The following is a 24,987-nucleotide window of genomic DNA, read 5'->3' as shown; positions in this document are numbered from 1 at the left end:
ACGGAAACCGGATTCCCCTTCTCGGTCCGATGGTCTAGGCTCGACCCAACGATAAAACGGGGAGGAAACAATGAGCGACCCGATCATTCTGGTCGATCCGCTGCCGCGCACGCTGGATCTGATCATGGAGCCCGCCGTGCGGGCGCGGCTCGACAAGCTCGGCAAGGTCGTCCTGTCCGAGGACCGGCCGATGAGCGACGCGGAGGTCGACCGCCTGCTGCCGGAGACGGTGCTCCTGTTCGGCCAGACGGCCATGCCGCGCGCGCGTCTCGACCGGGCGCCGAAGCTGAAGGCGATCTTCAACGTCGAGACCAATTTCCTGCCCAATGTCGACTACCAGGCGTGCCAGGAGCGGAACATTCCCGTCCTGTCGCCGGGCTCCGCCTTTGCCGCGCCGGTGGCGGAAGCCGCGCTCGGTATGGCGATCGACCTCGCCCGCGGCATCACGGAGGCCGACCGCGATTTCCGCGCCGGCCACGAGAAATACGGGCTCGACGCCAATACGCGGACCTTCCGCCTGATGGGCGCGCCGGTTGGGCTGATCGGCTTCGGCGATCTCGGCAGGAACCTCCGCGATCTCATCCGCCCGTTCAAGAACCGCGTCGCCGTCTATGATCCCTGGCTGCCCGACGAGATCATCCGCCGCCATGACTGCGAGCCGGCCAGCCTCGACGAGGTGCTGTCGACGTCCAAGGTCATCTTCGTCTTCGCCGGCGTCACCAGCGAGAACCAGGGCTTCCTGGGGCCGCGCGAATTCGCGCTGATGCAGCCCGACACGGCCTTCCTGCTGATGAGCCGCGCCGCGGTGGTCGATTTCCCGGCCATGCTGGACGCCATTCGCTCCGGCCATATCCGCGCGGCCATCGACGTCTTCCCGGTCGAGCCCGTGCCGGCGGATGATCCGGTCCGCAGCCTGCCCAACGTCATCCTCTCGGCGCACCGCACCGGCGGCACGACCGACGCGCTCTTCGCCATCGGCTCCATGGCGGTGGCCGACGCGGAGCTGATCATGCACGGCCTGCCGCCGCAGCTCTGCCGCCGGGCGGATCCCGCTGTTGCGAGCCGCCTGCGCTCCAAGCCGGTCGACATCACCTGAGGCGGAGGCTCAGTCCGCCGCCCCCGCCACATCGATCCGGTCCGGCGCGAGGAGGTCGATACGCCCCCTGGGCCCGACCTGGAAGTTCTGGATGTAGAAATAGCTGTCGTCGGCGTCGGTCACATCCATGACCGGCGACGGCGCCGAGACGATCTGGAGGTCGCCGCAGCGCCCGATCCAGTCGACATGGCGGTGGCCATGCAGGATGACGGCATGGCCGGCGAGGCGGCGCATGCGGCGGATGAACCATGTGCCATTGGCAAGCGCCGTGCCGACGCGCTCCGAAAGGCTCTTCGCCGCGCGCGGATATTCGACGACGTGGTGGTGCAGCACCAGCGCCCAGCCGGCATCGGGATAGTCGGCCAGGACGCGCTCGACCGCCTTGGTCTGGTCGCGCGAGACGAGGCCGAGCGCATTGGTGAAGGAGAAATGCGCCTCGGCATTCGAGTTCATCAGCACGAGGCCGAGGCCACCCGGCTCGCTCGGCGGTAGGACCATCGGAAACGCACTGGTCCACAAATCCTCAAGCGGGCGCAGCAGCTTGAACCCGCCCCTGTCGGCGAAATCAGCTATCTGGACACGATGGGACTCGACCGCCTCGGCAAGCGTCGGGCCGATCCCCTTGGCGGGATCGACGAGGCGGACCCGGTCGCCTTGCAGGAGCGCGAAGGCGGAGAGAGCGCGAAGCTGCCGCATGCGGCGATACGGGCTGGTCGGCAGGTCGAGCCGCGCCGGATTGGCACGATCGACGATGTTCAGATCGTGATTGCCGGGGATCGCCACCATGCGGGCGGCGAGCGTGGGATGGGCCCCGATGATGTCGAAGAACTCCGCCCATTCCGAAGAACGTCCGGCATCTGTTAGGTCACCGGAGACGAGCACTACGTCGATGGGCCGCTCATGGTGGACGCGTTCGAGTATCGCGAGCGCGCGCCGCATGCGTTCATTGCCGCGCGGCCCGGCGCGCCCGCTTTCGATGCGAAAGCCGTAGCGCTCGCCGACGATGTGGATGTCCGAAAGATGCGCGACCCGCCAGGTGCGCGCCGAATCGTCCCCGGACGCGAAGGTCGGGAGATCGCGCGGCTGCGGCATCAGCGCATCGGCGAGGCCCCAGGTGACGGCTGCCACGGCGACATAGGCCGAGATGATGACGACGGAATTGCAGATGGCGACGACGACCAGATGCATCGGCAGACCGAGATCGGCGAGCGATCCGGTCCAGCGCGCATAGGGCCAGGCGAGGCGCGCAAGCGCGACCGAAACCACGCAGACGATCAGCCCCGCCAGGGCGGCGCAGAGCGCGCGGACAAGATCGCGCCGCGCCTGCGGCGTGCCGGCCGGCATCAGCTTCTCGGCGAGATGGCGCAGCAATTCGCGCACGAGTGCATAACCGGGCTGCACGGCGAGCGCGTTCAGCGACCAGAAATTCGTCTCGATCAGCCGCCACAGTCGCCGCCCGCCCCACCAGCCGATCGCGCCGAGCACGATGAGGATGAGCGGCGGCCCGAGGCCGGTGAACAGCGTGAAGGCCTGGGCCGAGAGCGACTGCAGCCAGATCGAAGCGAGGAACGGAGCGAGGCCGAGCACGAGGACGGGCAGGCCGATCAGGATCGTCCAGGCGACGACGAGCTTCGGGAAGCTGATCTCGGCCAGGAGGCTGCCCGCCAGCGAGATGAGCGTCCGGCTCTTGGTGCTGGACGCATCGTCCTCGATATCCCCGCCGCGTGGATCGACGATCGGCCGCATGTCCAGTCTCCGCATTTCCATGCGCGAAACTAGAGGCTGCGCACGAGCTTGAACAGAAGAACCGGGATCGCCGCGCGGCCGCGTCGCACCCTGCGCCGGGGACTTGCGCGCCGCGCCGCGTTCGGCGCATACCGGCGAGCCGCCGCTCGTGTCTCTTCCTGATGAGGTTGCCCCTTGGCCGATTCGCCGCCGAGCCCCGCCCCCGCGCAACCCAAGCCCCCCAGCACGGCCCGCACGGTCGGCATCGCCTCGCTGATCTGGGGCACCTCGATCTTCCTGTCGCGCATCATGGGCCTGGTGCGCGAGCAGATCATCGGCCGCACGCTCGGCGCCAGCCGCCAGGCGGATCTCTATTTCGCGTCGTTCACGCTGCCCGACTTCCTGAACTACCTGCTCGCGGCCGGCGCCCTCTCGATCGTCTTCATCCCGATCTTCCTCAAATATCTGCAGGCCGGCGAGGACCGGCGCGGCTGGGAAGCCTTCAGCGTCATCGCCAATTTCATCCTGATCGTCGGCGTCGCCGGCATCGCGGCGATGATGGTGTTCGCGCACCCGCTGGCGGCGATCGTCGCGCCCGGCTTCACCGATCCCGACGAGGTGGCGACGCTGGTGCGGCTGATGCGCATCATCCTGCCGGCCCAGTTCTTCCATGTTCTCGGCGGCCTGCTCTCGGCCGCGCTGATGGCGCAGGACCGGCATGCCCTGCCGGCGCTTGCCCCGCTCGTCTATTCCGGCGCGATCATCGCCGGCGGCCTCTTCGGCGCCTACCATCCGGAACTCGGTGCGGAAGGCTTCGCCTGGGGCGTCCTCGCGGGCTCGATCCTCGGCCCGTTCGCGCTGCCGCTCTATGGCTGCATCCGCACGCGCATGCGCTGGTATCCGGTGTTCTCGCTCAGAAACGAGGACCTCCGCCGCTACCTCGTCCTGTCGCTGCCGATCATGATCGGCTTCTCCATCGTCGTCGTCGACGAATGGATCGTGAAGAACCAGGCCTCCTATCTCGCCGCCGGCGCGCTGTCCTATCTCCAGTATGGCCGCACGCTGATGAAGGTGCCGATCGGCGTGTTCGGCATGGCAGCCGGCGTCGCCTCCTATCCGACCGTCTCGCGCATGGTGGCGGCCGGCGACGTGGTCGAGGCCTATCGCGTGCTCGCCCGCGCCGTGCGTCTGATGCTGGTCGCCATCCTCGGCGCGCAGGTCTGCCTGACCGTTGCCGGCTTCGAGGCGGTCTATGCGATCTGGGGCCTGTTCGGCAGCCGCTTCTCGGTCGCCGATGCGCAGGAGACGGCGTCCGTGCTCGTTCTCCTGTCGCTCGGCCTCGGCGGCTGGGCGGCGCAGACCGTGATCAGCCGCGGCTTCTATGCGCTCGGCAGCACCTGGCTGCCGACGTTGGTCGGCACCACGATCACCATCGCGATGATCCCGCTCTATGTCGTACTGCGGATGCATTTCGGCGCGGACGGCCTCGCAGTCGCCAGCTCCGTCGCCATCCTCGTCTATGTGTTCCTGCTCGGCTGGTCGCAGCGCCGCCGCTTCGATCGCGAGGCGGCGAGCCGCGGCACGAGCCTCGCCGGCGTGCCGGGCATGCTCTCCGCAGCGCTGCGCCTCGCGGCCGCCGCGGCGATCGCGATCGCGGCCGGCCTGGCGCTGCGCGCCGTGCTGGTGCCGCTCGTCCCCGGCGTCGGCTTCGTCGCGCTCTTCACGCGCGGCATCGTGCTCTGCGGCGTCGGCATCGCAATCTATGCGACCGCCGCGCGCCTCTTCGGCGTCCGGGAACTCGTGGATCTCGCCGGAATGATCACCCGCCGCCTGAGACGGCGACGGGCCTGAGGCGCCGCCGTCTCAGTGCGAGACGAGAACGGGCACCAGCATCTGGTGCAGCAGGGCGTTGCTCGGCCCGCCGAACAGGTCCTCGCCGAGCTTCGCATGCCCATAGGCGCCGGCGACCACGAGATCGGCCTCATAGAGGGCCGCGCGCTGCAGCAGTTCGGAACCGATATCGGCCTCGACCGATGGTGTCGTGTCGACCGTGGCGGCCAGCCCGTGGCGCGCCAGCGCGGCAACGAGACGCCCGCCCTTGGCCGGACCTTCCGCGCCGAGCGAGACGACCCGGATCTCCGCCGCGGATGAAAGCAGCGGCAGAGCCTCATGCACGGCGCGCGCAGCGCCGGCGCTGCCGTCCCAGGCGATGATCACGCTGCGGAACGGCGGCGGCGTCAGCCGGCTGATCGGCAGGCCGAGGATCGGGCGCCCAGCCTCGCGCACAATATCGGCCACCTGGAAGCCCTGCGGCTCGGGCCCGATATCGTCGGGCGAGCCGAGCCCGATCAGCGCGAGATCGACATAGCGGATCTGCTCGGCAATATCGGCAGCCAGCGGATGCTCCCCGAGCACCCAGGCGCCATCGAGCCCGCGCACTTCCAGCTGGCGAATGAAGTCCTGATGCAGAGCCTCGGCGATCTCCTCCGGCGAGCCCTCGATCGAGGTCGCGACGGTGGGCGACACATAGTAGCCGAGGAGGTACGCGCGATGCCGCTCCGCGAGCGCAAGCGCATAGTCCAGCCTTTCGCGGCCTGTCTCGGACGCATCGATGCTGACGAGAAGCGACTTGATGGACATGCTTTCAACCCCCGGTCTGAAGCGTTGATGCCGGCACCTTGCGGCCGGCGGACGGGTCATGCACGCCTTGCGCTGGGCGCATCAGTGCCGGTGCCCGTTCCTCCCAGCACAACTTTAGGGAAGGTGCGCCGGGAGGCCTTGACCTGGGTCAATCGCCCGATCTCGTCATGCGCACGCCGAGGGCTTGGCAGGCGCCAGGACGGGTGAGCATTATGCCAGCGCCTAGCCAGCGCGCGATTTGAGACGCGACAACCGTCCAACAGAAGCCGGACCCATGCAGAATCTCTGGAACGATACCGAAGCCGAAGCCATCGTCGCAGCGCATGCGGCGAACGGCGTCGGCCGTGACCTGGCGCTGCGCGTCTACACGACCCGCCTTCTCGGCGGCGTGCCGCAACTCGTCCTGCATGGCGGTGGCAATACCTCGGTCAAGACGCGCGCCGTGGACCTCGTCGGCGACGAATATGACGTGCTCTGCGTCAAGGGCAGCGGCTGGGACATGGCGACCATCGCGCCGGCCGGCCTGCCGGCGGTCAAGCTCGCCCCGCTGCTGAAGGCGCGGGCGTTCGACCGCCTTTCCGACAAGGACATGGTGACGCTGCAGCGCGCCAATCTGATCGATCCCGACGGACCGAATCCGTCCGTCGAAACGCTGCTGCATGCCTTCCTTCCGGCAAAATTCGTCGACCACACCCATTCGACCGCCGTGCTGGCCGTGGTCGACCAGGCCGAGAGCCGCCGCCTCGCCCGCGAGGCCTTTGGCGATCGGATCGGCTTCGTCGACTATGTCATGCCGGGCTTCGCGCTGGCGAAGCAGGCCGCGGCGGTCTTCGACCAGGACCCATCGGTCGAGGCGCTGATCCTCGACAAGCACGGCATCTTCACCTTCGGGGCGAGCGCCCGCGAAGCCTATGACCGCATGATCGACTATGTGACGCGCGCCGAGGAGTTCGTGGCGCGCCGCGGCGTGCGCAAGACGGCGCGCCGGCCGCTGCCGGCAAGCCTCGCCACGCCGGACGCCATCGCGCCGATGCTGCGCGGCGCCATCGCCGTGGACCGTGGCGAGGGCCGCTTCGATCGCATGGTCAGCGAATTCCGCACCTCGCCGGCGATCCTCGATTTCGTCGCTGCACCCGATCTCGAGGACCTCGCCACGCGGGGCGTCTCGACGCCGGATCTCTCGATCCGGATCAAGACGGGGCCGCTGGTGCTCGCCCCTCCGGACGCGGCGGATCTCGCCGGGTATGGCGCGGACATCCGCGCCCGCGTCGCGGCCTTCGCGGATGGCTACCGGGCCTATTTCAACGAGAATGCCGCCCGCAGCCCCGACACGCTGACCATGCTCGACCCGATGCCGCGGCTGACGTTGGTTCCCGGTCTCGGCCTCTTCGGTCACGGACGAAGCGTCAAGGAGGCGAAGATCGCCGCCGATATCGGCGAGATCTGGATCGAAACCGTCGCCGACGCCGAGGCCATCGGCGCCTTCCGCCCGGTCGAACGGCCGGACCTGTTCGATCTCGAATACTGGTCGCTCGAACAGGCGAAGCTTGCCTCGATCAAGACCCTGCCCTTCTCGGGTCAGGTGGTGATCGTGACCGGCGGCGCCGGCGCGATCGGCGCCGCGACCGCCAAGGCCTTCGCCGGCCGCGGCGCGCATGTCGCCGTGGCCGATCTCGACGAGGGGAAGGCGGCGGCCGTGGCGAAATCCATCGGCAATGCCGCCATCGGCGTCGGCTGCGACGTGACGGACCCCGCCTCGGTCCGCGCCCTCTTCGACAGGACGGTCGCGGCCTTCGGCGGCGTGGACATCGTCGTCTCCAATGCCGGCGCGGCCTTCGAGGGGCCCATCGCCACGCTCGACGACGCCGTGCTGCGCCGGAGCTTCGAACTGAACTTCTTCGCGCATCAGAGCGTCGCGCAGAATGCGGTGCGGATCATGAAGCTACAGGGCACCGGCGGCGTGCTGCTGTTCAACGCCTCCAAGCAGGCGGTCAATCCGGGCGCCAGTTTCGGCGCCTATGGCCTGCCCAAGGCGGCGACCCTGTTCCTGTCGCGCCAATATGCGCTGGAGCACGGCAAGGACGGCATTCGCGTCAATGCGGTCAACGCCGACCGCATCCGCTCCGGCCTGCTGTCCGATGCGATGATCGCGAACCGATCCAGCGCCCGCGGTCTCTCGGAGAAGGACTATATGGCCGGGAACCTGCTCGGACAGGAGGTGCGTGCCGAAGACGTGGCACTCGCCTTCGTCCACCAGGCACTCTCCGAGCGCACCACGGGCGGCCTCGACACGGTCGACGGCGGCAACATCGCCGCCGCCCCGCGATAGGGTCGCACCCGGCGGTCAGCCGATCCGGGCGCCGTGCTCGTGGTCGAACAGGTGGATGCGATCGACCGGGAAGGCGACGCTGACCGTGTCGCCGCGCGTGGCCAGTCCGCGCTCCAGCGAGAATGCCTTGACGTCCGACCCGAAGGCGCTCGCATGCAGGATGGTGCCGAAGCCCGTGGGCTCGACGAGGTCGATGAAGGCCTGGATGCCGGGACCGCCGCCGCGCGTCACAACGACATGCTCCGGCCTGATGCCGAGTGTGACCTTGGCCCCGTCGGCGGCGGCGATGCCCTCGCCGACCGGCACGGCGACGCCCTCGGCCAGCTCGACGCGCGGCGCGCCGCCGCTGTTGCGATAGGTGCCAGCGAACATGTTCATCGCGGGGGAACCCATGAAGCCGGCGACGAAGAGATTGGCCGGCCGGTCATAGAGATCGAGCGGGCTGCCGACCTGCTGCACGATGCCGGCGTTCATCGCCACGATGCGATCGGCCAGCGTCATGGCCTCGATCTGGTCATGCGTCACATAGATCGAGGTCGCGCCGAGATCCTGATGCAGCTTCTTGATCTCGCCGCGCATCTGCTCGCGGAGGCGGGCGTCGAGATTGGAGAGCGGCTCGTCGAACAGGAACGCCTTCGGCGCGCGCACGATGGCGCGGCCCATGGCGACGCGCTGGCGCTGGCCGCCGGAAAGGGCCTTCGGCCGCCGTTCCATCAGCGCACCAAGCCCGAGCTTCGCCCCGGCACCGGCGATCGCCGTCGAGATCTTGTCCTTGGCGGTCTTCCGCAGACGCAGGCTGTAGCTCATGTTTTCCGCGACCGTCATATGCGGATAGAGCGCATAGGACTGGAACACCATCGCGATGTCGCGGTCCTTCGGGTCGAGGTCGTTGACGCGCCGGCCGCCGATGCGGATCTCGCCGGACGAGATGTCCTCGAGCCCGGCGATCATGCGCAGCAGCGTGGATTTCCCGCAGCCCGACGGGCCGACCAGGACGACGAACTCGCCATCCTTGATCGTCAGGTCGACGCCATGCAGGACATGCGTGCTGCCATAGGCCTTGCGGATTGCGGCAATGTCGATGGATGCCATGGACGAGGCTCCTCAGCCTTTGACCGCGCCGGCCGTGAGGCCCTGCACGAGATAGCGCTGGATAAAGAAGAAGAAGAGGCAGGCCGGGATCAGGGCGAGCACGCCGGCGGCCATCATCTGTCCGAAATCGACCGAGAATTTCGAGACGAACGACAGAAGCCCGACTGGGAAGGTGCTGGCATCGACGCCGGAGATCAGCATCAGCGCGAACAGGAGCTCGCTCCAGGCGGCGGTGAAGACGAAGCCGAGCGTCGCGGCGATGCCGGGCAGCGTCAGCGGCAGGATGATCTGGCGGAACGCCTTGAAGCGCGTCGCCCCGTCGATCATCGCCGCCTCTTCGAGATCCTTCGGGATGCCGTCGAAGAAGGACTGCATCAGGAAGGTCGCGAAGGGCACGTTGAAGGCGACATAGACGATGATGAGCCCGGTCAGGCTGTTGGTCAGCCCGAGCGGCGACAGGATCTTGAAGATCGGCGCGATCAGCATGACGAGCGGGAACATCTGCGTCAGCAGCATCAGCCCGACGATCCAGAACTTGCCGCGGAAGGCGAAGCGCGACAGCGCATAGCCGGCGATCGAGGCGAGCGCGGTCACGATGAAGGCCGTCGACAGCGACACGATCAGGCTGTTGCGGAAGAACAGCGGGAAATCGCTGTGCTCCAGCACGAAGACATAATGATCGAAGGTCGAGCGCGAGGGCCACATGCGCACGCCCTCGCCATAGAGCAGGTCGTTCGGCGTGATCGAGACCTTGAGCAGCCAGAACAGCGGGAAAAGCGCGAAGGCGATATAGGCGAGGATCGCCGCGCGATGGAGGATGGTGAAGCCGAGGCGCTTGGGTCGCATCATCTCAGGCTTCTTTCAGCAGCGTCTGCCGCAGCAGCACGATCAGCAGCGAATAGACGAGCAGCAGCGCCAGCAGCACCATCGCGATGGCCGAGGCGTAGCCGAAATCGAGCCGGCGGAAGGCCTGCGTGAAGATGTAGCTGGCGATGATCTGCGTGCGATCGGCGGGGCCGCCATTGGTCATGACGACGATGAGATCGGCGAAATTGGCGATCCAGACCGTGCGCAGCATCACGGTGATGGCGATGGTCGGCGCCAGGAAGGGCAGCGTGATCGAGCGGAAACGCTGGAACGGCGTCGCGCCGTCGATCGCCGCCGCCTCGTAGAGGTCGCGCGGGATCGCCTGCAGCGCCGCGAGCAGCGTGATCGCAAAGAACGGGATGCCCCACCAGACATTGGCGACGATCGGTCCCCACATGGCGAGCTTGGGATCGGCGAGGATATTGTCCGGCGCCGGGAGGATGCCGAGGCCGTAGAGCCAGTGCGGGATCGGACCGATGACGGGATTGAACATCCAGGCCCAGTTGAGCCCCGAGAGGAAGCTCGGCACGGCCCAGGGGAGGAAGCAGAGCGCCTGGGCGAGGCCGCGGCCCTTGAAGGGCTGGTCGAGCAGCAGCGCGAGGATGAGCCCGAACACGAATTGCAGCAGCACCGACCATCCGGTCCAGGAGACGGTGTTGCGCAGCGCCAGCCAGAACGCCTTGTCCTTGGCCATCTCGCGGAAATGTTCGAGGCCGACAAAGCCGCCCGAGAACGGATCGAGCAGGATCACATTGCGGAACGCATAGGAGATGCCGATGACCAGCGGCACCAGCATGACCGCGGCGATCAGGATCAGCGCCGGAGCCGAATAGAGATAGGGCTCCGCCGCAATGGCGAAGCGCCGCATGAACGGTCGTCGGTCGCGCCCGATCGGGGCGCGCGCGGCCTCGGTCATCAGATCATCCCCTCTCGTCCGCACGCAGGAAGCCGTGCGGCAAAGTCCCTTTGCGGGTCTGGCATTGGGCCTCCCCCGCGAGCGGGGGAGGCCGTCTCATCGGCGTGTGGCCTTACTTCTTAGAGGCGAGGAACTTCTGCTGCGCCTTGGTCAGGTAGTCGGCCCACTGCTGGCCGAGTTCCTGCGGCGTGATCTCGCCGAGCAGGGCCTGCTGGCTGGTCTTGATCACGAGCGAGTCCTTGAAGAAGGCGAACTCGGGCAGATAGGTCGGCATCACCGTCGGGAAGACGTCCTTGTCGGCGAGCTCGGCGAACCAGCCCTTGAACTGCGGGCTGCCATAGAACGGATCGTTCTCGGCCGACTTCAGCGCCGGCAGCGCGCCCGTCTTCTTGTTCCAGGCGACATTGCCTTCCTTGCCCTCGAGCGTGGCGATCAGCTTCCAGGCGGCGTCCTTGTCCTTGGAGTTGGCGAACATGGACCAGCCGGCATAGCCGATCGTCGGGAAGGTCTTGCCGTCAGGCCCCTTCGGCATGGTGGTGATGCCGTAATCCTCGGGCTTCATGCGCTCGGCGATCGCGATCAGCGCATCGGGATCCTGGTCGAGCATCGCGCAGGTGCCGGAATAGAAGCCGGCGACGATCTCGTTGAAGCCCCAGTTGACGCTGTCCTTCGGCGCATAGCCGTTCTTGTAGAGGTCGACCAGGAAGGTCAGGCCCTTGACCCAGCCGGCATCGGCGAAGGTCGAGGTGCCGTCTTCCTTGAAGAACTGGTTCGAGCCGGCCGCCGTCGCGCCGAACATGACCCAGCCATTGAGGCCGCCCGGACCGCCTCGGAGGCAATAGCCATACTTGCCCGGCAGCGCCGAAACCTTCTTCGAGGCCTCCATGAATTCGTCGAGCGTCTTCGGCGGCTCGGCGACGCCGGCCTCGGCGAACAGCTTCTTGTTGTAGAACATCGCCCGCAGATAGAAGCCGTAAGGCAGCATATAGGCGGTCTTGTCGACGGTGCGGCCGAACTCGAGCGCGCGATCGTTCAGGTCGGACGCCTGGTCCCACTTGGCGAGATAGGGCTCGAGATTCTCGAGCATGCCATGGCCGGCATAGAGCGCCAGCCACGTGTCGGGCATCTCGACGACGTCCGGCGTCTCGCCGGCGGAGACCATGGTCGCGAACTTCTCGAACGCCTCGCCCCAGGGCAGCGAGATGATCTCGACGCTGGTGCCGGGATTGGCCGCTTCATAGCCCTTGACGATCGACTTCAGCGTCTCAGTGCGCTCGGGGCTCGTGATCACCTCGACGAGCTTCAGCTTGGTATCGGCCAGCGCCGTGCCGGCCAGCAGCGCCGTCATGGCCGCCGCCGCGATCAGTCTCTTGAACATGGTTCTCCCCTTTATCGTTCAGGTTCCCGTCAGGATCATGGACGCCGGGCGATTTCGATCGCCTCGGCGAGGTCGCTCCACAGCGCCCCGGCCCCTTCGAGGCCGACATGCAGGCGGACCATGTTCGGGTCGACGCCAAAGTCGATCGCCGAATTGGGGCCCGCCGCCTGTACCCGCACGACCTGGGCGGGCACGACGAGGCTCTCATGGCCGCCCCAGCTCACGCCGAGCTTGAACAGCCGCAAACGGTCGGCGAAGGCGGGAATGTCGATGCCTTCGCGGAAGGTGAAGGAGAAGAGGCCGGAGGTTCCGTAAAGACCCTCGGGCAGAGCATTGCCGAGTCCGGGATGGCTGACGGACACGACGTCGGGATGCGATGCGAGGCGCCTGGCGACGGAAAGCGCCGCCGCCTCATGCGCCTTCATGCGGATCGGCAGCGTGCGAAGGCCGCGCAGCAGCAGCCAGGCATCGAAAGGCGACAGCTTGCCGCCGAGATAGGGCAGCGTCGCGGAGCGGATCCGCCCGATCAGCTCCTTCGAGCCCGCCACGACGCCGGCGACCACGTCGCTGTGGCCGCCGATATATTTCGATGCCGAATGCAGCACGAGATCGACGCCGAGCGTGATCGGCCGCTGGAAGACGGGCGTCGCCCAGCTATTGTCCATGACGGTAAGCACGCCATTCGCCCGAGCCAGCGCAGCGAGCGCCCGCACGTCATGCGTTTCCATGGTCCAGCTCGTCGGGCTCTCCATGTAGAAGAGCTTCGCGCCGGGCAGCGCCTTCGCGACGGCGTCGACATCGCAGCCGTCGACATAGGTGACCGCGACGCCGTAGCGGGCGAGCAGCGTCTCGAACAGGCGATAGGCGTCCGGATAGACATGGCGCACGCAAACGATGCGGTCGCCGGGCGAGACGAAGGTGATGACGGTCGAGGAGATTGACGCCATGCCGCTGGCGAAGCCGAGCGCATCCTCGGCGCCTTCGAGGCCGGCGATTTTCTCCTCGAAGGCCCGCACGGTCGGGTTGAGCCCGCGGCTATAGGTCGGGCGAACCTTGAGGCCCTTATAGGTCTCTTCCATCTCGGCATAGGACGAGAAGGTGAAGAGCGAGGTCTGCACGATCGGCGGAACCACCGCGTCATAAGCGTTGACCCCGTCATGGGCCAGCAGCAGGGAAGCGTGGTCGAACGGATCGACGCTCTCGGTCATTTCAATGCCTTGTCGTTTTCTCCGGACATCTCGCGGATGTCCTCTTCGACGATCTCCAGGATCGCCAATGTCTCGGCCCGCGCCCGCGCCTCGTCCTGCGCGGCGATCGCGTCGAACAGCGTGCGGTGGAACGGGAAGGAACGCCGGGCGAAATCCGGCCGGTCGAACGGCGTCGCCCAGAAGCGCTCGAAGGCCTCACGCATCTGTTCAAGCAGCTGCGGAAACAGCGGATTGTGCGTCGCGTCATAGATCGCGAGGTGGAAGGCGAGGTCTTCGCGGCCGGCCGCGCCCTTCTCGTGATGCACGCTCTCCATCGTATCGAGCCGCGCTTCGATGAGCTTGAGGTCAGCCTCGGTGCGGCGGCGTGCGGCCAGCGCACTGGCCTCGACCTCGAGCCCGCGGCGCACATCGAGCGTCGAAAGCAGCACATCGCGCAGATGCGTCGCGTCGACCGAGAGGGGCATATGGATCGTGTCGGCCGAAATGCCGCGAAGCAGATAGGTGCCGCTGCCCTTTCGCGACTCCATGACGCCGAGCGCCTGGAACTGGCGGATCACCTCGCGCACCGTCGAGCGGCCGACGGCCAGAGCGGTCATCAGCTCGCGCTCCGTGGGCAGGCGGTCGCCCGGCTTGAGGCCGGAGCGGGCGATGAAATCAGCCAGCGCATTCATCACGCTGCGCGCGCGATCCGACGAGGGAAGCGGCATGAGACCGGACAGCGACACGTTCATCGGCCGAGCCCCTCCCGCACCATCCAGCGCGAGGCAAGGCCGGTCACGCAGCACCGCCATGCGCTGTCGCCGCGACCCGATGCGCTCCCCCGCATGGATTCCCCCAAAACCGTCGCAAGGCCAAAATTGGTCTGACATCTGATAAATTACCGATACGGCACGACGCGTCAAGACGAGGCTGCTGAAGCGACTTTCAGCGGCTCGCCGAAGGCCGTGACCGGAGTGGTCCCGCCGTCAGAAGTGTCCGCCAACCCACCAAAGCAGAATCATATATGATGCATGATGTTTGACAGAGGTGTCCCGAACCCCTATCGAGAACAGAGGAGGAGCAGGCTGATGGAGGTCGGCCTGCACAACAGGGAGGGGACGAGATGGACAGGCGCGATGCGCTGGTTGTCGGCGCGACCGGCATCGTCGGAGGCAATCTGAGCGAACGCCTGCTCGCCGGCGGATGGACGGTCCATGCCATGGCGCGCAATCCGTCGCGCGCGCCGAAGGGAACCAAGCCGCTCGCGGTCGACCTCAACGATCGCGAGGCGGTGTTCGACGCCATCGCCTCGGTCCCGATCAGCCACATCTTCCAGACGACCTGGACGCCGGCCGACACGGAAGCCGAGGCGTGCGAGATCAATGCCCGGCATCTGCGCAACGTCCTCGACGCGGCCCGTTCCGCCGGGCACCCGCTCCGTCACGTCGTGCTGGTCACCGGCGTGAAGCACTATCTCGGCCCGTTCAAGGATTTCGGCCGCTTCCTGCCCGACACGCCGTTCCTCGAAGAGACGCCGCGTCTGCCGATCGAGAATTTCTACTACCCGCAGGAGGACGTTCTGTTCGAGGCCGCGGCGCGCGACGGCTTCACCTGGAGCGTGCATCGCCCGAACACGATCGTCGGCTATGCGGTCGGCGCGCTCATGAATGCGGGCGTGACGCTCGCCTGCTACGCCGTGATCGCCAAGGAGACGGGCCGGCCCTTCGTCTTCACCGGCGTCCCCGAGCAATGGAACATGCTGACCGAGATCAGCGATGCGCGGCTGATCGCCCGCCAGCTCGAATGGGCGGCGACGACGCCTTCGGCCGCCAACACCGCCTTCAACACCGGCAATGGCGACATATTTCGCTGGCGTAAGATGTGGGGCCGGATCGCGGACTTCTTCGGCCTCGAAGCAGCTCCCTATGAGGGCAAGCACGTCAAGCTCGAGGAGATCATGGCCGATGCCGGCCCGATCTGGCGCGAGATCGCGGCGCGGCACGATCTGGTCGAGCCCGAGCTCGGCCGTCTCGCGACGTGGTGGCACACGGACGCGGATCTCGGCCGCGTGGTCGAGTGCATCTCCGACATGGCGCGCAGCCGCAAGGCCGGCTTCCTCGACTACCAGTCGTCGTTCGACACCTATCTCGACCTGTTCCGCCGCCTTCAGGACGAGCGCATCATTCCCCGCTATTGAGCGAGCGCGCGGCGGCCTCAGGCCGTCGCGCGAGCCAGTTGCTCGTTGACGCGGCGGCGCTGTTCGAGGCGCGGGGCCAGGAAGGTGCCGAGCGCATCCAGGCTGGCGGCGAAGACCAGCGCCAGACCGCTCGCGACGAGCTGGACGAAGGGCGGCACGTTCAGGAGGACGAGGCCGTTGTCGAGCACGCCGAGAAACACCCAGGCGGTGAAGACGCCGAAGATGCGCCCGCGGCCCCCGGCAAAGGCGACGCCGCCAAGCAGCACGATGGTCAGCGTCTGCAACTCCATCTGGAGGCCGAGCGAGCCCGGCGAGGCACCGTCGAGCCGCGCGACCAGCAGCACGCCGGCGAGCCCGGCCGCCGTGCCGGTCGCGACATAGAGCGCGAGGACCACGGGGCGGACTGGCAATGCGGCCAGAAACGCCGCTTGCGGGTTGACGCCGATCGCATAGACATAGCGCCCCCAGACGGTGAGCGACAGGAACGCCGCCGACAGCAGGAAGACCGCGAACACGACCCAGAGCAGGACCGGCAGGCCGAGCAGCGAGCCATTGCCGATCCAGAAGAAGGTGTCGCCGAGGCCGGCGATCTCGATCGAGTTGATCAGCAGCGTCGCGCCGCGCAGCACCGAGAGCATGCCGAGCGTGACGATGATCGGCGAGAAGCGCAGATACGCGCAGAGCACGCCGTTGACGAGGCCGACCAGCGCCCCGGTGCCGACGCCGATCAGCACGCCGACACCGGCCGGCGCGCCCCAGGACGCCATGGCGATGGCCGTCACCATGCCGGAAAAGCCGATATTGGAGCCGACCGACATATCGACCTGCCCGGCAATCACCAGCAGCGCCATGACGGCGGCGACGACACCGATCGCGGCGTAATTGGTGAGGATGACCTTGAAGTTGGAGACGGTCAGGAAGGACGCGCTCTGCATCGTGAAATAGGCGATGAGCAGTACCAGCGCGATCAGCAGGATGTTGTTGACGACGAGTTCCACTGGCGGACCGCGCCGCACGGGGGAGGATGAAGCGACGGCTGTGGTGCTCATTCGGCGGCTAACCCCTGATGCTCGACCTGATGCGCCAGCATGAGCAGGCGCGCTTCGTCAATTTCGGCATAGTCCACCGTCGCGGCGATGCGCCCTGCGGAGAGGACGATCACGCGATCGGCGATCTGGACCAGTTCTTCGGGCTCGGACGAGGTCACGAGCACGCTCTTGCCCGCATCCGCACTCGCCCGGATCGCCGCATAGATGTCGCGGCGCGCGCCGACATCGACGCCCTGCGTCGGCTCGTCCAGCATCAGCAGGCGGCAGGAGATGGTGTCGTTCAGCCAGCGCGCGATGACCAGCTTCTGCTGGTTGCCGCCGGAGAAGCGGCGGGCCTGCAGGTCGGCGCGCGGCGGCTGCAGATTGAGCCGCTGCGCGGACATGTCGAAGGCCTTGCGCTCGGCCAGCGGATTGCGCAGCCCGGCGGCCGCGAGGCGCAGGAAGGAAGGCAGCAGCATGTTCTCGCCGGCCGAAAGCTGGCCGATGATGCTCTTGCGCAGCCGATCCGACGGCACCAGTGCGATCCCGGCGGCGACGGCATCGCCGGGGCTCGACGCACGGATCCGCGCACCATCGACGCTGACGTCGCCGCCGAAGACCCGGTGGCTGCCGAAGAGCGCTTCGAGCAGCTCGGTGCGGCCCGAACCGACGAGGCCGAACACGCCGAGCACCTCGCCCTCGCGAATGTCGAAATCGACCGGACCGATGCCGGCCGCGACCAGGCCGCGGACCGCGACGGCCGGCTTGCGCACGCCGTCCCGCTGCGGCGGTCGCTCGCGCTGGATGCTCTCGCCCGCGATCGCGGCCACGAGATCGTCGCGCGAGAGGTCGCGCACCTTGCCGGTCAGCACGACCTCACCGCCGCGCAGCACGGTGACGCGATCCGCGAGCGCGAAAACCTCGGCGAGGCGGTGCGTCACATAGAGCAGCGGCAGGTTCTGCTGCTTGAGCTTCAGCATCTGCTCGCCGAGCGCCTCCGCTTCCTTCTCGGAAAGCGCTGCCGTCGGCTCGTCGAGGATGAGGACCTTCGGGCGAGTCCGCAGCGCCTTCGCGATCTCCACCGCCTGCAGCCCGGCATTGCCGAGTGTGGCGAGGGCAGCGGTCGGGCGGATGTCGACGCCGAGCTGGGCCAGCCATTCGGCCGCCTCGCGCCGCTGCGCGCGCCGCCGCACGAAGGGTCCCGAACGCAGCTCCTGGCCGAGGAACATATTGTCGGCGACGTCGAGGCTCGTGGCGAGCGACAGGTCCTGATAGATGACGGCGATGCCGGATTGCTTCGACGATTTCGGCGTGAACGCCTCATAGCGCTCGCGCCCGACGATCATCACGCCCGAATCCGGCTGGATCGCGCCGGAGAGGCATTTGATCAGCGTCGACTTGCCGGCGCCATTGGCACCGAGCAGGGCATGGATCTCCCCGTCGGCGACTTCGAGATCGACGCCTTTGAGGACTTCCACCCCGCCATAGGATTTGCGCAGGGCATGGACGGCGAACGGCATGGGCGCTCCGGACGTGTGGGGTCCCTGACCCTTGGTTTCGGTGCAATTCCGACGCGAGACCTATCCGCTCGCGTTGGAATGGCTCCCCGTGCCGGCCGGGGAGGAGACCCGGCCGGCACGGGGATGCAGCAAGAAGCGGGCCGTTACTCGCCCTGCTGCTTCAGATATTCTTCGGCCTTGGGCGACTTCTCGGTCACCAGCTCAAGCGGAACGATCACGTCGCCCGTCTTCTCGCCCTTCAGCAGCTTGTCGCCGGTCTCGACGATGGCGTAGCCGACCTGAACCAGCGGGATCGCCATCGAGGCGCGGTAGACATTGCCGCCCTCTTTCAGCAGCTTCAGCGCCGGAACCGTGCCGTCCATGCCGCCGATGAAGCCGGCCGGATCGGCCTTGTCCTTGCCGGCCGCGATCCAGGCCTTGTAGGCGCCCTCGGTCGCCGGATCCTCGACGCCCAAGATGATGTTGGCGTCGGGATGCGCCTGCAGCAGCGAGCGCGTGACGTTGAGGCCCTCGGTCGGGGAGATCGCGTCCTGTTCGGCGACGATCTCGACGCCCGGCGCCTTGGCGAGCAGGCCTTCCTTGATGCCGGCGCCGCGCTGCTGGCCCCAGACGCCCTTCTCATAGCCGAGAATGATCGCCTTGCCCTTGCCGCCCTGGTTCTTGGTCACCCATTCGCCGGCATATTCGCCGAGCTGGCGGCCGTCCGGATACTGCGCATAGCCGACGGTCGCGTCCTGGTTCTCGATCTTCTGGCCATAGGTGATCCAGATGATGCCGGCTTCGCGCGCCTGCTTGGCGACGGATTCGAAGGCCGCCGGCTGCAGCGTGTTCACGACGATGACCGGGACCTTCTGTTCGACCCAGGTCTTGATCGTGTTGATCTGCTTGTTCAAATCGGTGCCGGGATCGTCGACGACGACGTCATAGCCCATTTCCTTGCCCTTGGCCTTGGCGGCCTCGAGCGAGGTGATGACGGCGCCGATCACCGAAGCGTTCGGGAAGCTCACCGCGATCTTCTTGTTCTCGGCGAAGGCCGTGCTGCCGAAGGACGCAGCGCCGAGAAGTGCGGCGCCGATGGCCGTGACGGCGAGGCGGCGGGTGATGCCGCGCACCGTGGCGGTCCGGGTCGAGTTGGTCATGATCATTCCCCTGTCTGATGTGAAATGGTCCTGACGAGAGCGGACGGTGTGGGGCCGCGCTCGCAAGCTTCTCGTTCTCAAGCGATCGGACGGACGAGCAGTTCGTCGCCCGATCGCGTGACGTGCGCCCCGAGCGGGCCGGACAGACGTCCGAGCCGCTCGAATATCCGGTCCGCAATGGCGCCTTCGGCGCGGACCGGCAGCCTGTCGGTGTCGAGCGTGGTGGGCAGCAGGCGGATCGCGCTGATCGCGGCGCCTTCGATGGAAAGGCTCGCCAGATAGCCGTCCGGCGACATGCCGGCCCAGAGCGCATGCACGGCTGGCGAAGCGTCGAGGAACACCTGCTGGCCGATGAACGTCCCGGATGAGAAGAAGATCGGCTTGCCGGCATGGAAGCCGATGCCGTGGATCGCGTGCGGATGATGGCCGTGCACCACGTCGGCGCCGGCATCGATCAGCGCCCGCCCGAGCGGAGGCTGATACTCGGCGAGATCCTCGCCGGAGCCGAAGCCCCAATGGATAGTGACGACGAGGAAGTCGCAGACGGCCTTGGCCGCGCGGACCGCATCGATCGCGAAGGCCAGATCGTCGGCCGCCACCTCGGTCCGCACCTTCAGCACCGAGGGATCGCCGGGCTCCTCGACCTGATAGAGCGGATCAACCTCGTAGGAGGTGCGGATGTGGACCGGCGCAAGGCCCGGCCGGTCGGCGGCGGCGCTCATGCCGGCAGGCGTGAGGCAAGAAAACGCGATGACGCCGATCGTCAGCCCACCCACGTCGCGGAAGACGGGCTCGGCGGCAATCGCGCGCGTTTCGCCGACGCCGATCACCGCAAGGCCCGCCGCCGCGAGCCCCGCGCGCGTATCGGCGAGCCCGTCCCAGCCATAATCGACGGCATGATTGTTCGCGAGCGTCACGATGTCGAAGCCGAGGACGGGCACATCCGCGGCGAGCGCTGCGGGCGCGCGGATGTTGAGCAGCTTCTGCACCCGCACGCCACGATCGGTCAGCGGCATCTCGAAATTGCCGATGGCAAGATCGGCCGCCCGCACCCGTTGATAGATCACGTCGGCGCTCGCCGGCGGATTGTTCAACGGCCGGACGGGCAGGATGTCGCCACTCAGAATGATGTCGATCGCCGCCATGGATCTTCAAATCCTTCAGATCAATTCAAAACGGAACACGATCACATCTTCGCCTTCGTGGCGTTCCACTTGTAGCTCCAGTGCTCCTTGTAGGTGATCGCCTCGTATTTGCGCGGATGCTGCGCGTCGAAACAGGAGGGGAGCGTCTCGATCAGCGAGTCGTAATTGGGCTGGTGGAAGAACACGACCGAGTGGCGGCGCGCCGTATCGGCGAGTTCGCGCGGCGGATTGACGACGCGGTGCAGAGTCGAGACCCAGCGGTCATTGGTCCAGATCTGCATGATGTCGCCGATGTTCACGACATAGGTGCCGGGCTCGACCATGACGTCGACCCAATAACCGTCGCGGTGCAGGGCCTGCAGTCCGCCGGCCGCCTTGTCCGCCATCAGGATCGTCAGCGTGCCGTAATCGGTATGCGCGCCGCTGCGCAGCTGTCCCGGCTCCGGCGGCGTGTCCTGCTCGGGATAGCAGATGAGCCTGAGCGCACTGATGTTCTTGTCGAGCTTATCGAAGAAGAAATTCTCCGGCAGGTCGAGTGCATGGGCGAAGATCGCCATCAGATCATTGGCGAGGCGGTTCATGCGCCGGTAATAGCGCTCCATGACCGGCTGGAATCCGGCCGGCTTCTCCGGCCAGAGATTCGGATAGAAATAATAGCCGGCCTCGGGACCGCTGTAATATTCGCCACCCGGCACATCGACCGGACCCATGTCGATCATTTCCTTCAAGTCACCCGGCGCCGCCTTGCCGAGGCCGGCGGCCAGCGTCTCGCCCTTGAAGGGGGTGTAGCCGCGCGGCACGGCGCCCGGCGGCTGGCGGATAGTGAGCTTGTCCTCGACCGGCAGGCGGAAGAACGTCGCCGCCGCATCATAGGTCTCGTCGATGATCGCCTGTTCGACGCCATGGCCCTTGATCACGAAGAAGCCGATCTCCTCTCCGGCCTTGCGGATTTCGGCGGCGACCTGTTCGCGCCCCTCCGCTGTCCCCGCGAGGAAGGGGGCGATGTCGATCACGGGGATGGAAGTCATTTTCATGGACGGCGTCTCCTCGATCTTTTGATCTGGATCAAATCAAAGCAGGACCCATGCCATATCAATTAAATCAGTAAGTTAGGGAAATTCGGATATCTGACGCACTCGATTGTCAACGTATCAATATCGATTGTTGACAATAATTGCCTCTATTGTGAGCACGTTGAGGCTGATATGAGAGGCAGCAGGCAGGCCGCAGCGGGGGCGATATGGACGAGGGAACCATCGAGGACGCGCTGGCGGCGCGCGTCCGTTCGGCCGTCTCCGATGGCCGTCTGCCGCCGGGGACAAAGCTCCCCGAGGAACTGCTGGCCGAGCAGTGGAGCGTCAACCGGGCCCGCATCCGCACCGTGCTGCAGCGCCTCTCCTTCGAGGATCTGGTCGAGCTCAAGCGCAACCGCGGCGCCTTCATCGCCACGCCCGGCATCAAGGAGGCGCGCGACGTCTTCGAGGCACGGAGGGTGATCGAACGCGTGACGACCGAGATCGTGACGCGGACCATCCTGACGCCGCAGCTCAACGCGCTGAAGGCGAGGCTCGACGACCGCGAGCGCACCTTCCTGCATGGCAACCGCCAGCAGGCGATTGCCTCGATCAGCGCCTTCCACCGCTCGCTCGCGGCACTGGCGCACAATGAATCCCTCGCCCAGGCGCTGGAGCGGCTGATCCTGCGTTCGGCGCTGATCCTCGGGCTCTATGGCACTGCGGACACCTTCGCCCGCGCCTCCGCCCATTACGGCACGCTGCTCGACGAGATCGAGCGCGGCGAGAGCATCGTCGCCGCGCGCACCATGGAGCGTTGCCTGTTCACGCTGGAGAAGGGCCTCGATCTGCGGCCCGATGCGCCCCGGGACGTCGACCTCGCCCGCGTGATCGGCCAGGTCGCCTGAAACCTCAGGCCCGATCGCTGTCGAGCGGCCGTCGGCCGCTAGGCATTGCCCGAACGGATCTCGCCGAGCGCCGCGGCGAGGCTGTCCTCCTCGCCATGCATCCCGTGCAGCAGCGCCGCTTCCATATGCTCGAGATGATGGGCGAGCAGATGATCGGCGCGGTCCAGATCCCCCGCATCGATCGCGTCGAGCAGTTCCGCGTGCTCGGAGATCGAGCAGTCGAGATCGTGCGCATGCGTATGCGCGGCCAGCGCCAGCGACATCTGCGCCACGATGTCCTGCAACATGCGCAGCAGCCGCTGATTGCCGGCGAGTGCCGCCATCTTCAGGTGGAACTCGCCCGACAACCGGATCTCGGCGACGCGGTCGCCGGCCGCGATCGCCTCGCTCTCCGCCCCGATATGCCGCCGCAGATGCGAGACGATCATCCGCCGCCGCGCCGGCCCCATCGATGCGAGCGCGCGCACCACGTTCCGCTCGATCAGCAGCCGCGCCTCGAACGCGTCCTGGCACTCGGCATAGGTCGGCCGGGCGACATAGGCGCCGCGATTGGGCTCCAGGCGAACGATATCGTGCTGGGAGAGAACGAGCAGGATGCGGCGGATGCGCTCGCGGCTGACGCCGAATATCCCCGCGAGGTCCTCCTCGACCAGCTTGACGCCCGGCAGCAGGCGCCGCGCGGCGATGGCGTCGATGAGCTTGCGATAGGCCTCCTGCTCGACCGGGGTGAGTCCCGGCGGGCGCAACTCCAGCCCGGCCAGCGCGGGCTCTTCGACCACCGCGCCTGCGGACCGGCGCCGTTTCGGCTTCGCGTTCTCGGCCATCTGAATTCCTCATCCGCCTCGTCCGGCGAGGTCGGCCAGCGCTCTGGATAGCATTCCCTCCGGCGCCGACAACTGCTCCAGCACCGAGAAGTGGTCGCAGCCGGGAACCACGATCCGCTCGACCGGATGGCCGAGAAACGACAGCGCAGCGTGGTAATCCTCGCTCTGGCGCCGGATCTCCGGGATCTCGATGCCGCCATAGGCGAGGATGATCGGCGGCAGATCGGCCGGGATCTGATGGATCGGAGAGAACCGCCGCGCCTCCGCCATGTCCATGCCGATCGGCCCGTTGAGCGACGAGACGCGGATCGGCTCGAGATCATAGATGCCGCTGATCAGCAGCGCGCCGCGCACCGAAGGATGGGCGAGCGCCTGCGCCATCAGATGCGCGCCGGTCGAGATGCCGGCGAGATAGATTGGCGCCCCCTGCCGCCCGCGCCGCGTGAGCTCCTCCGCCAGAAAGCCGACCTGTGCGACCGCTTCGTCGCAGATCGCCGCCATGCCGGCGTCGGGCGCGAGCGTATATTCACCGATCGCCACGTTGAAGCCGTGCGCGAGCAGGCCCTCGGCCACGAAGGCCTGCCCCTCCTTGTCGTTCCACTGCCAATAGCCGCCATGCAGGAACAGGCAGGTCGGCGCGGCGAGATCCTCGGTGAGGAAGAGATCGAGGCGCTGGCGCGGCCGGTCGCCGTAAGGGAGGTCGCGCGCCGTCGCTCGCGCCGCATAGAGCGGCTCGCCCGCCTTGGTCCATCGATCGAGATAGCCCTGCCAATCGGCGACCACGGCCCGGTTGCTATAGGCAACATCCAGCGCCGCCCGGTCCATGCCGCGATATCGTTCCATGCCGCATCCCTTTGCCCGTGCCCGCCCGCACCGGGCGCACCTGTCGAAGGGACTTTACAGACACGCCTATCGATGCGCAAGATTGTGCACAATATGGTTCGCAAGGAGAGCGACATGAGCGAGGCTGCGGCACTGGAGCGGGTACCGATCGTCGATATCGCGCCGTTTCTCGGCGGGTCCGAGGCCGAGCGGCGGGCCGTCGCCGCGATCGTCGACAGGACGAACCGCGACATCGGCTTCCTCGTCATCACCGGCCACGGCTTCGATCTCGACCTGCTGAGCCGCTGGTTCGAGGTCTCGCGCCGCTTCTTCGAAGGGCCAGGATCGATCAAGCGCGCCGTCATGCCGGCAGCGCCGACCATTCATGAGGGCTATCACGGCCAGGGCCTGTCAGGCCTCGCGGCGAAGGAGGGCGAGGAAGCACCGCCGGATCTGCGCGAATATTTCATGATCGGCCAGGTCGATCGGGACGATCCGCTCTTCAAGACCGAAGCGGCCCGCGCCTTTCATCACGACAATCTCTGGCCGTCCGAGCCGGAGGCGTTCAGGGAGCTCGGAACGGCCTATTACCGGGCGATTTCCAAGCTCGGCGCCGATCTGATGCGGCTCTTCGCGCTGGCGTTGGAGCTTCCCGAGACCTGGTTCGACGACAAGATCGACCATCATTTCTCGATCGTCTCGTCGATCTATTACCCGGCTCAGAAGACGCCGCCCCTCCCCGGCCAGCTTCGCGCCGGCGCGCATACGGACTATGGCAGCCTCACCATCCTCGCCCCGACCGACGCGCCGGGCGGGCTTCAGGTCCGCACGCTTGCCGGCGATTGGGTAGACGTGCCCTATGTCCCCGGCGCCTTCGTGATCAATATCGGCGACATGATGCAGCGCTGGACCAATGATCGCTGGCTCTCCAACATGCACCGCGTGGTCAATCCGCCGAGCACGGTCGCCTCGACCAGCCCGCGCCAGTCGGTCGCCTTCTTCCTGCACCCGAACCACGACGCGGTCATCGAATGCATTCCGACCTGTGTCGAACCCGGCGAGGCGCCGCGGCACGCCCCGATCCTCGCCGGCGCCTACATGATGGAAAAGGAAGCGGCCATCGCGACGGCGACGGCCAGGAAGTAGCCGGGAATCAGCGTG

General features: G+C 67.0%; 21 protein-coding genes. 6 read left to right on the top strand and 15 right to left on the bottom strand.

Translation table 11 applies throughout. The annotated features are described in order from the left end of the window. The first annotated feature begins 70 nt into the window (after positions 1 to 70). A complete protein-coding gene (locus GGR25_RS15760; protein ID WP_183399794.1) occupies positions 71 to 1,096 on the top strand; it encodes a hydroxyacid dehydrogenase in 1,026 nt (341 codons plus the stop codon). Between the two features lie 9 nt (positions 1,097 to 1,105). Here the strand turns inward: GGR25_RS15760 and GGR25_RS15755 are convergent, their stop codons facing one another. Further along, positions 1,106 to 2,842 carry a metallophosphoesterase family protein gene (locus GGR25_RS15755; RefSeq protein ID WP_183399793.1) on the bottom strand — a complete coding sequence of 579 codons (1,737 nt, stop codon included), beginning with the start codon at positions 2,840 to 2,842 and terminating at the stop codon, positions 1,106 to 1,108. Between the two features lie 174 nt (positions 2,843 to 3,016). On the opposite strand from GGR25_RS15755, the gene murJ reads away from it, so the two are divergent. Further along, complete coding sequence (gene murJ / locus GGR25_RS15750; protein WP_246409842.1) at positions 3,017 to 4,672, top strand: murein biosynthesis integral membrane protein MurJ; 1,656 nt, start codon at positions 3,017 to 3,019, stop codon at positions 4,670 to 4,672. A gap of 12 nt (positions 4,673 to 4,684) precedes the next feature. Here murJ and GGR25_RS15745 read toward each other — a convergent pair whose 3' ends face one another. Next, on the bottom strand, positions 4,685 to 5,461 hold the full coding sequence (locus GGR25_RS15745) for a universal stress protein (protein ID WP_183399792.1): 777 nt from the start codon (positions 5,459 to 5,461) through the stop codon (positions 4,685 to 4,687). A gap of 274 nt (positions 5,462 to 5,735) precedes the next feature. Between GGR25_RS15745 and GGR25_RS15740 the strand changes: the two genes are divergently transcribed. Further along, a complete protein-coding gene (locus GGR25_RS15740; RefSeq protein ID WP_183399791.1) occupies positions 5,736 to 7,790 on the top strand; it encodes a bifunctional aldolase/short-chain dehydrogenase in 2,055 nt (684 codons plus the stop codon). Between the two features lie 15 nt (positions 7,791 to 7,805). Here the strand turns inward: GGR25_RS15740 and GGR25_RS15735 are convergent, their stop codons facing one another. From GGR25_RS15735 to GGR25_RS15710, 6 genes are all read right to left on the bottom strand, one after another. After that, the gene (locus tag GGR25_RS15735) at positions 7,806 to 8,882 is read right to left on the bottom strand and encodes an ABC transporter ATP-binding protein (RefSeq protein ID WP_183399790.1); all 1,077 of its coding nucleotides are present in this window, start codon (positions 8,880 to 8,882) and stop codon (positions 7,806 to 7,808) included. Between the two features lie 12 nt (positions 8,883 to 8,894). Beyond that, the gene (locus GGR25_RS15730; RefSeq protein ID WP_183400317.1) at positions 8,895 to 9,728 is read right to left on the bottom strand and encodes a carbohydrate ABC transporter permease; all 834 of its coding nucleotides are present in this window, start codon (positions 9,726 to 9,728) and stop codon (positions 8,895 to 8,897) included. A 4-nt stretch (positions 9,729 to 9,732) separates the two neighbouring features. Next, a complete protein-coding gene (locus GGR25_RS15725) occupies positions 9,733 to 10,665 on the bottom strand; it encodes a carbohydrate ABC transporter permease (RefSeq protein WP_183399789.1) in 933 nt (310 codons plus the stop codon). Positions 10,666 to 10,777: 112 nt separating this feature from the next. Beyond that, positions 10,778 to 12,043 carry an ABC transporter substrate-binding protein gene (locus GGR25_RS15720; protein ID WP_183399788.1) on the bottom strand — a complete coding sequence of 422 codons (1,266 nt, stop codon included), beginning with the start codon at positions 12,041 to 12,043 and terminating at the stop codon, positions 10,778 to 10,780. A gap of 35 nt (positions 12,044 to 12,078) precedes the next feature. Continuing rightward, positions 12,079 to 13,251, bottom strand: coding sequence for a PLP-dependent transferase (locus tag GGR25_RS15715; RefSeq protein WP_183399787.1), 1,173 nt, complete (start codon positions 13,249 to 13,251; stop codon positions 12,079 to 12,081). Continuing rightward, the gene (locus GGR25_RS15710; protein ID WP_246409840.1) at positions 13,248 to 13,982 is read right to left on the bottom strand and encodes a FadR/GntR family transcriptional regulator; all 735 of its coding nucleotides are present in this window, start codon (positions 13,980 to 13,982) and stop codon (positions 13,248 to 13,250) included. The genes GGR25_RS15715 and GGR25_RS15710 overlap by 4 nt, the downstream gene beginning before the upstream one ends. A 371-nt stretch (positions 13,983 to 14,353) precedes the next feature. Between GGR25_RS15710 and GGR25_RS15705 the strand changes: the two genes are divergently transcribed. Then, the gene (locus GGR25_RS15705) at positions 14,354 to 15,427 is read left to right on the top strand and encodes an SDR family oxidoreductase (protein ID WP_183399786.1); all 1,074 of its coding nucleotides are present in this window, start codon (positions 14,354 to 14,356) and stop codon (positions 15,425 to 15,427) included. A gap of 17 nt (positions 15,428 to 15,444) precedes the next feature. Here the strand turns inward: GGR25_RS15705 and GGR25_RS15700 are convergent, their stop codons facing one another. The 5 genes from GGR25_RS15700 to GGR25_RS15680 all read right to left on the bottom strand — a co-directional run bounded on the left by GGR25_RS15700 (position 15,445) and on the right by GGR25_RS15680 (position 21,293). Continuing rightward, the gene (locus GGR25_RS15700) at positions 15,445 to 16,476 is read right to left on the bottom strand and encodes an ABC transporter permease (protein WP_183399785.1); all 1,032 of its coding nucleotides are present in this window, start codon (positions 16,474 to 16,476) and stop codon (positions 15,445 to 15,447) included. Continuing rightward, entirely contained in the window at positions 16,473 to 17,975 is a 1,503-nt protein-coding gene (locus tag GGR25_RS15695) for a sugar ABC transporter ATP-binding protein (protein WP_183399784.1), read from the bottom strand. Before GGR25_RS15695 ends, GGR25_RS15700 begins: the two co-directional genes overlap by 4 nt. A gap of 143 nt (positions 17,976 to 18,118) precedes the next feature. Beyond that, the gene (locus GGR25_RS15690; protein ID WP_183399783.1) at positions 18,119 to 19,114 is read right to left on the bottom strand and encodes a sugar ABC transporter substrate-binding protein; all 996 of its coding nucleotides are present in this window, start codon (positions 19,112 to 19,114) and stop codon (positions 18,119 to 18,121) included. Between the two features lie 77 nt (positions 19,115 to 19,191). Continuing rightward, entirely contained in the window at positions 19,192 to 20,259 is a 1,068-nt protein-coding gene (locus GGR25_RS15685) for a CapA family protein (RefSeq protein WP_183399782.1), read from the bottom strand. 41 nt (positions 20,260 to 20,300) lie between these two features. Further along, positions 20,301 to 21,293, bottom strand: coding sequence for an isopenicillin N synthase family dioxygenase (locus GGR25_RS15680; RefSeq protein ID WP_183399781.1), 993 nt, complete (start codon positions 21,291 to 21,293; stop codon positions 20,301 to 20,303). 206 nt (positions 21,294 to 21,499) lie between these two features. On the opposite strand from GGR25_RS15680, the gene GGR25_RS15675 reads away from it, so the two are divergent. Next, on the top strand, positions 21,500 to 22,180 hold the full coding sequence (locus GGR25_RS15675) for a GntR family transcriptional regulator (protein WP_183399780.1): 681 nt from the start codon (positions 21,500 to 21,502) through the stop codon (positions 22,178 to 22,180). A gap of 38 nt (positions 22,181 to 22,218) precedes the next feature. Here the strand turns inward: GGR25_RS15675 and GGR25_RS15670 are convergent, their stop codons facing one another. Both GGR25_RS15670 and GGR25_RS15665 read right to left on the bottom strand, forming a co-directional pair. Next, entirely contained in the window at positions 22,219 to 23,004 is a 786-nt protein-coding gene (locus GGR25_RS15670) for a GntR family transcriptional regulator (protein ID WP_183399779.1), read from the bottom strand. A 9-nt stretch (positions 23,005 to 23,013) separates the two neighbouring features. Then, on the bottom strand, positions 23,014 to 23,847 hold the full coding sequence (locus tag GGR25_RS15665; RefSeq protein WP_183399778.1) for an alpha/beta hydrolase: 834 nt from the start codon (positions 23,845 to 23,847) through the stop codon (positions 23,014 to 23,016). 114 nt (positions 23,848 to 23,961) lie between these two features. Here GGR25_RS15665 and GGR25_RS15660 point away from each other — a divergent pair, with 114 nt between their 5' ends. Next, the gene (locus tag GGR25_RS15660; RefSeq protein ID WP_183399777.1) at positions 23,962 to 24,972 is read left to right on the top strand and encodes an isopenicillin N synthase family dioxygenase; all 1,011 of its coding nucleotides are present in this window, start codon (positions 23,962 to 23,964) and stop codon (positions 24,970 to 24,972) included. The last annotated feature ends 15 nt before the right edge of the window (positions 24,973 to 24,987 follow it).

Origin of the sequence: Kaistia hirudinis, from assembly GCF_014196455.1 — a bacterium.
Lineage (GTDB): Bacteria > Pseudomonadota > Alphaproteobacteria > Rhizobiales > Kaistiaceae > Kaistia > Kaistia hirudinis.
The sequence above is the reverse complement of the archived record's forward strand: the minus strand, read 5'-3'. Positions and strand labels throughout refer to the sequence as shown.

Excerpts from the sequence above, each read along its gene's own strand:
- GGR25_RS15760 (WP_183399794.1), top strand. The coding sequence starts at position 71 with ATGAGCGACCCGATCATTCTGGTCGATCCGCTGCCGCGCACGCTGGAT.
- GGR25_RS15755 (WP_183399793.1), bottom strand. The coding sequence starts at position 2,842 with ATGCGGCCGATCGTCGATCCACGCGGCGGGGATATCGAGGACGATGCG.
- GGR25_RS15745 (WP_183399792.1), bottom strand. The coding sequence starts at position 5,461 with ATGTCCATCAAGTCGCTTCTCGTCAGCATCGATGCGTCCGAGACAGGC.
- GGR25_RS15740 (WP_183399791.1), top strand. The coding sequence starts at position 5,736 with ATGCAGAATCTCTGGAACGATACCGAAGCCGAAGCCATCGTCGCAGCG.
- GGR25_RS15735 (WP_183399790.1), bottom strand. The coding sequence starts at position 8,882 with ATGGCATCCATCGACATTGCCGCAATCCGCAAGGCCTATGGCAGCACG.
- GGR25_RS15730 (WP_183400317.1), bottom strand. The coding sequence starts at position 9,728 with ATGCGACCCAAGCGCCTCGGCTTCACCATCCTCCATCGCGCGGCGATC.
- GGR25_RS15725 (WP_183399789.1), bottom strand. The coding sequence starts at position 10,665 with ATGACCGAGGCCGCGCGCGCCCCGATCGGGCGCGACCGACGACCGTTC.
- GGR25_RS15720 (WP_183399788.1), bottom strand. The coding sequence starts at position 12,043 with ATGTTCAAGAGACTGATCGCGGCGGCGGCCATGACGGCGCTGCTGGCC.
- GGR25_RS15715 (WP_183399787.1), bottom strand. The coding sequence starts at position 13,251 with ATGACCGAGAGCGTCGATCCGTTCGACCACGCTTCCCTGCTGCTGGCC.
- GGR25_RS15710 (WP_246409840.1), bottom strand. The coding sequence starts at position 13,982 with ATGAACGTGTCGCTGTCCGGTCTCATGCCGCTTCCCTCGTCGGATCGC.
- GGR25_RS15705 (WP_183399786.1), top strand. The coding sequence starts at position 14,354 with ATGGACAGGCGCGATGCGCTGGTTGTCGGCGCGACCGGCATCGTCGGA.
- GGR25_RS15700 (WP_183399785.1), bottom strand. The coding sequence starts at position 16,476 with ATGAGCACCACAGCCGTCGCTTCATCCTCCCCCGTGCGGCGCGGTCCG.
- GGR25_RS15695 (WP_183399784.1), bottom strand. The coding sequence starts at position 17,975 with ATGCCGTTCGCCGTCCATGCCCTGCGCAAATCCTATGGCGGGGTGGAA.
- GGR25_RS15690 (WP_183399783.1), bottom strand. The coding sequence starts at position 19,114 with ATGACCAACTCGACCCGGACCGCCACGGTGCGCGGCATCACCCGCCGC.
- GGR25_RS15685 (WP_183399782.1), bottom strand. The coding sequence starts at position 20,259 with ATGGCGGCGATCGACATCATTCTGAGTGGCGACATCCTGCCCGTCCGG.
- GGR25_RS15680 (WP_183399781.1), bottom strand. The coding sequence starts at position 21,293 with ATGAAAATGACTTCCATCCCCGTGATCGACATCGCCCCCTTCCTCGCG.
- GGR25_RS15675 (WP_183399780.1), top strand. The coding sequence starts at position 21,500 with ATGGACGAGGGAACCATCGAGGACGCGCTGGCGGCGCGCGTCCGTTCG.
- GGR25_RS15670 (WP_183399779.1), bottom strand. The coding sequence starts at position 23,004 with ATGGCCGAGAACGCGAAGCCGAAACGGCGCCGGTCCGCAGGCGCGGTG.
- GGR25_RS15665 (WP_183399778.1), bottom strand. The coding sequence starts at position 23,847 with ATGGAACGATATCGCGGCATGGACCGGGCGGCGCTGGATGTTGCCTAT.
- GGR25_RS15660 (WP_183399777.1), top strand. The coding sequence starts at position 23,962 with ATGAGCGAGGCTGCGGCACTGGAGCGGGTACCGATCGTCGATATCGCG.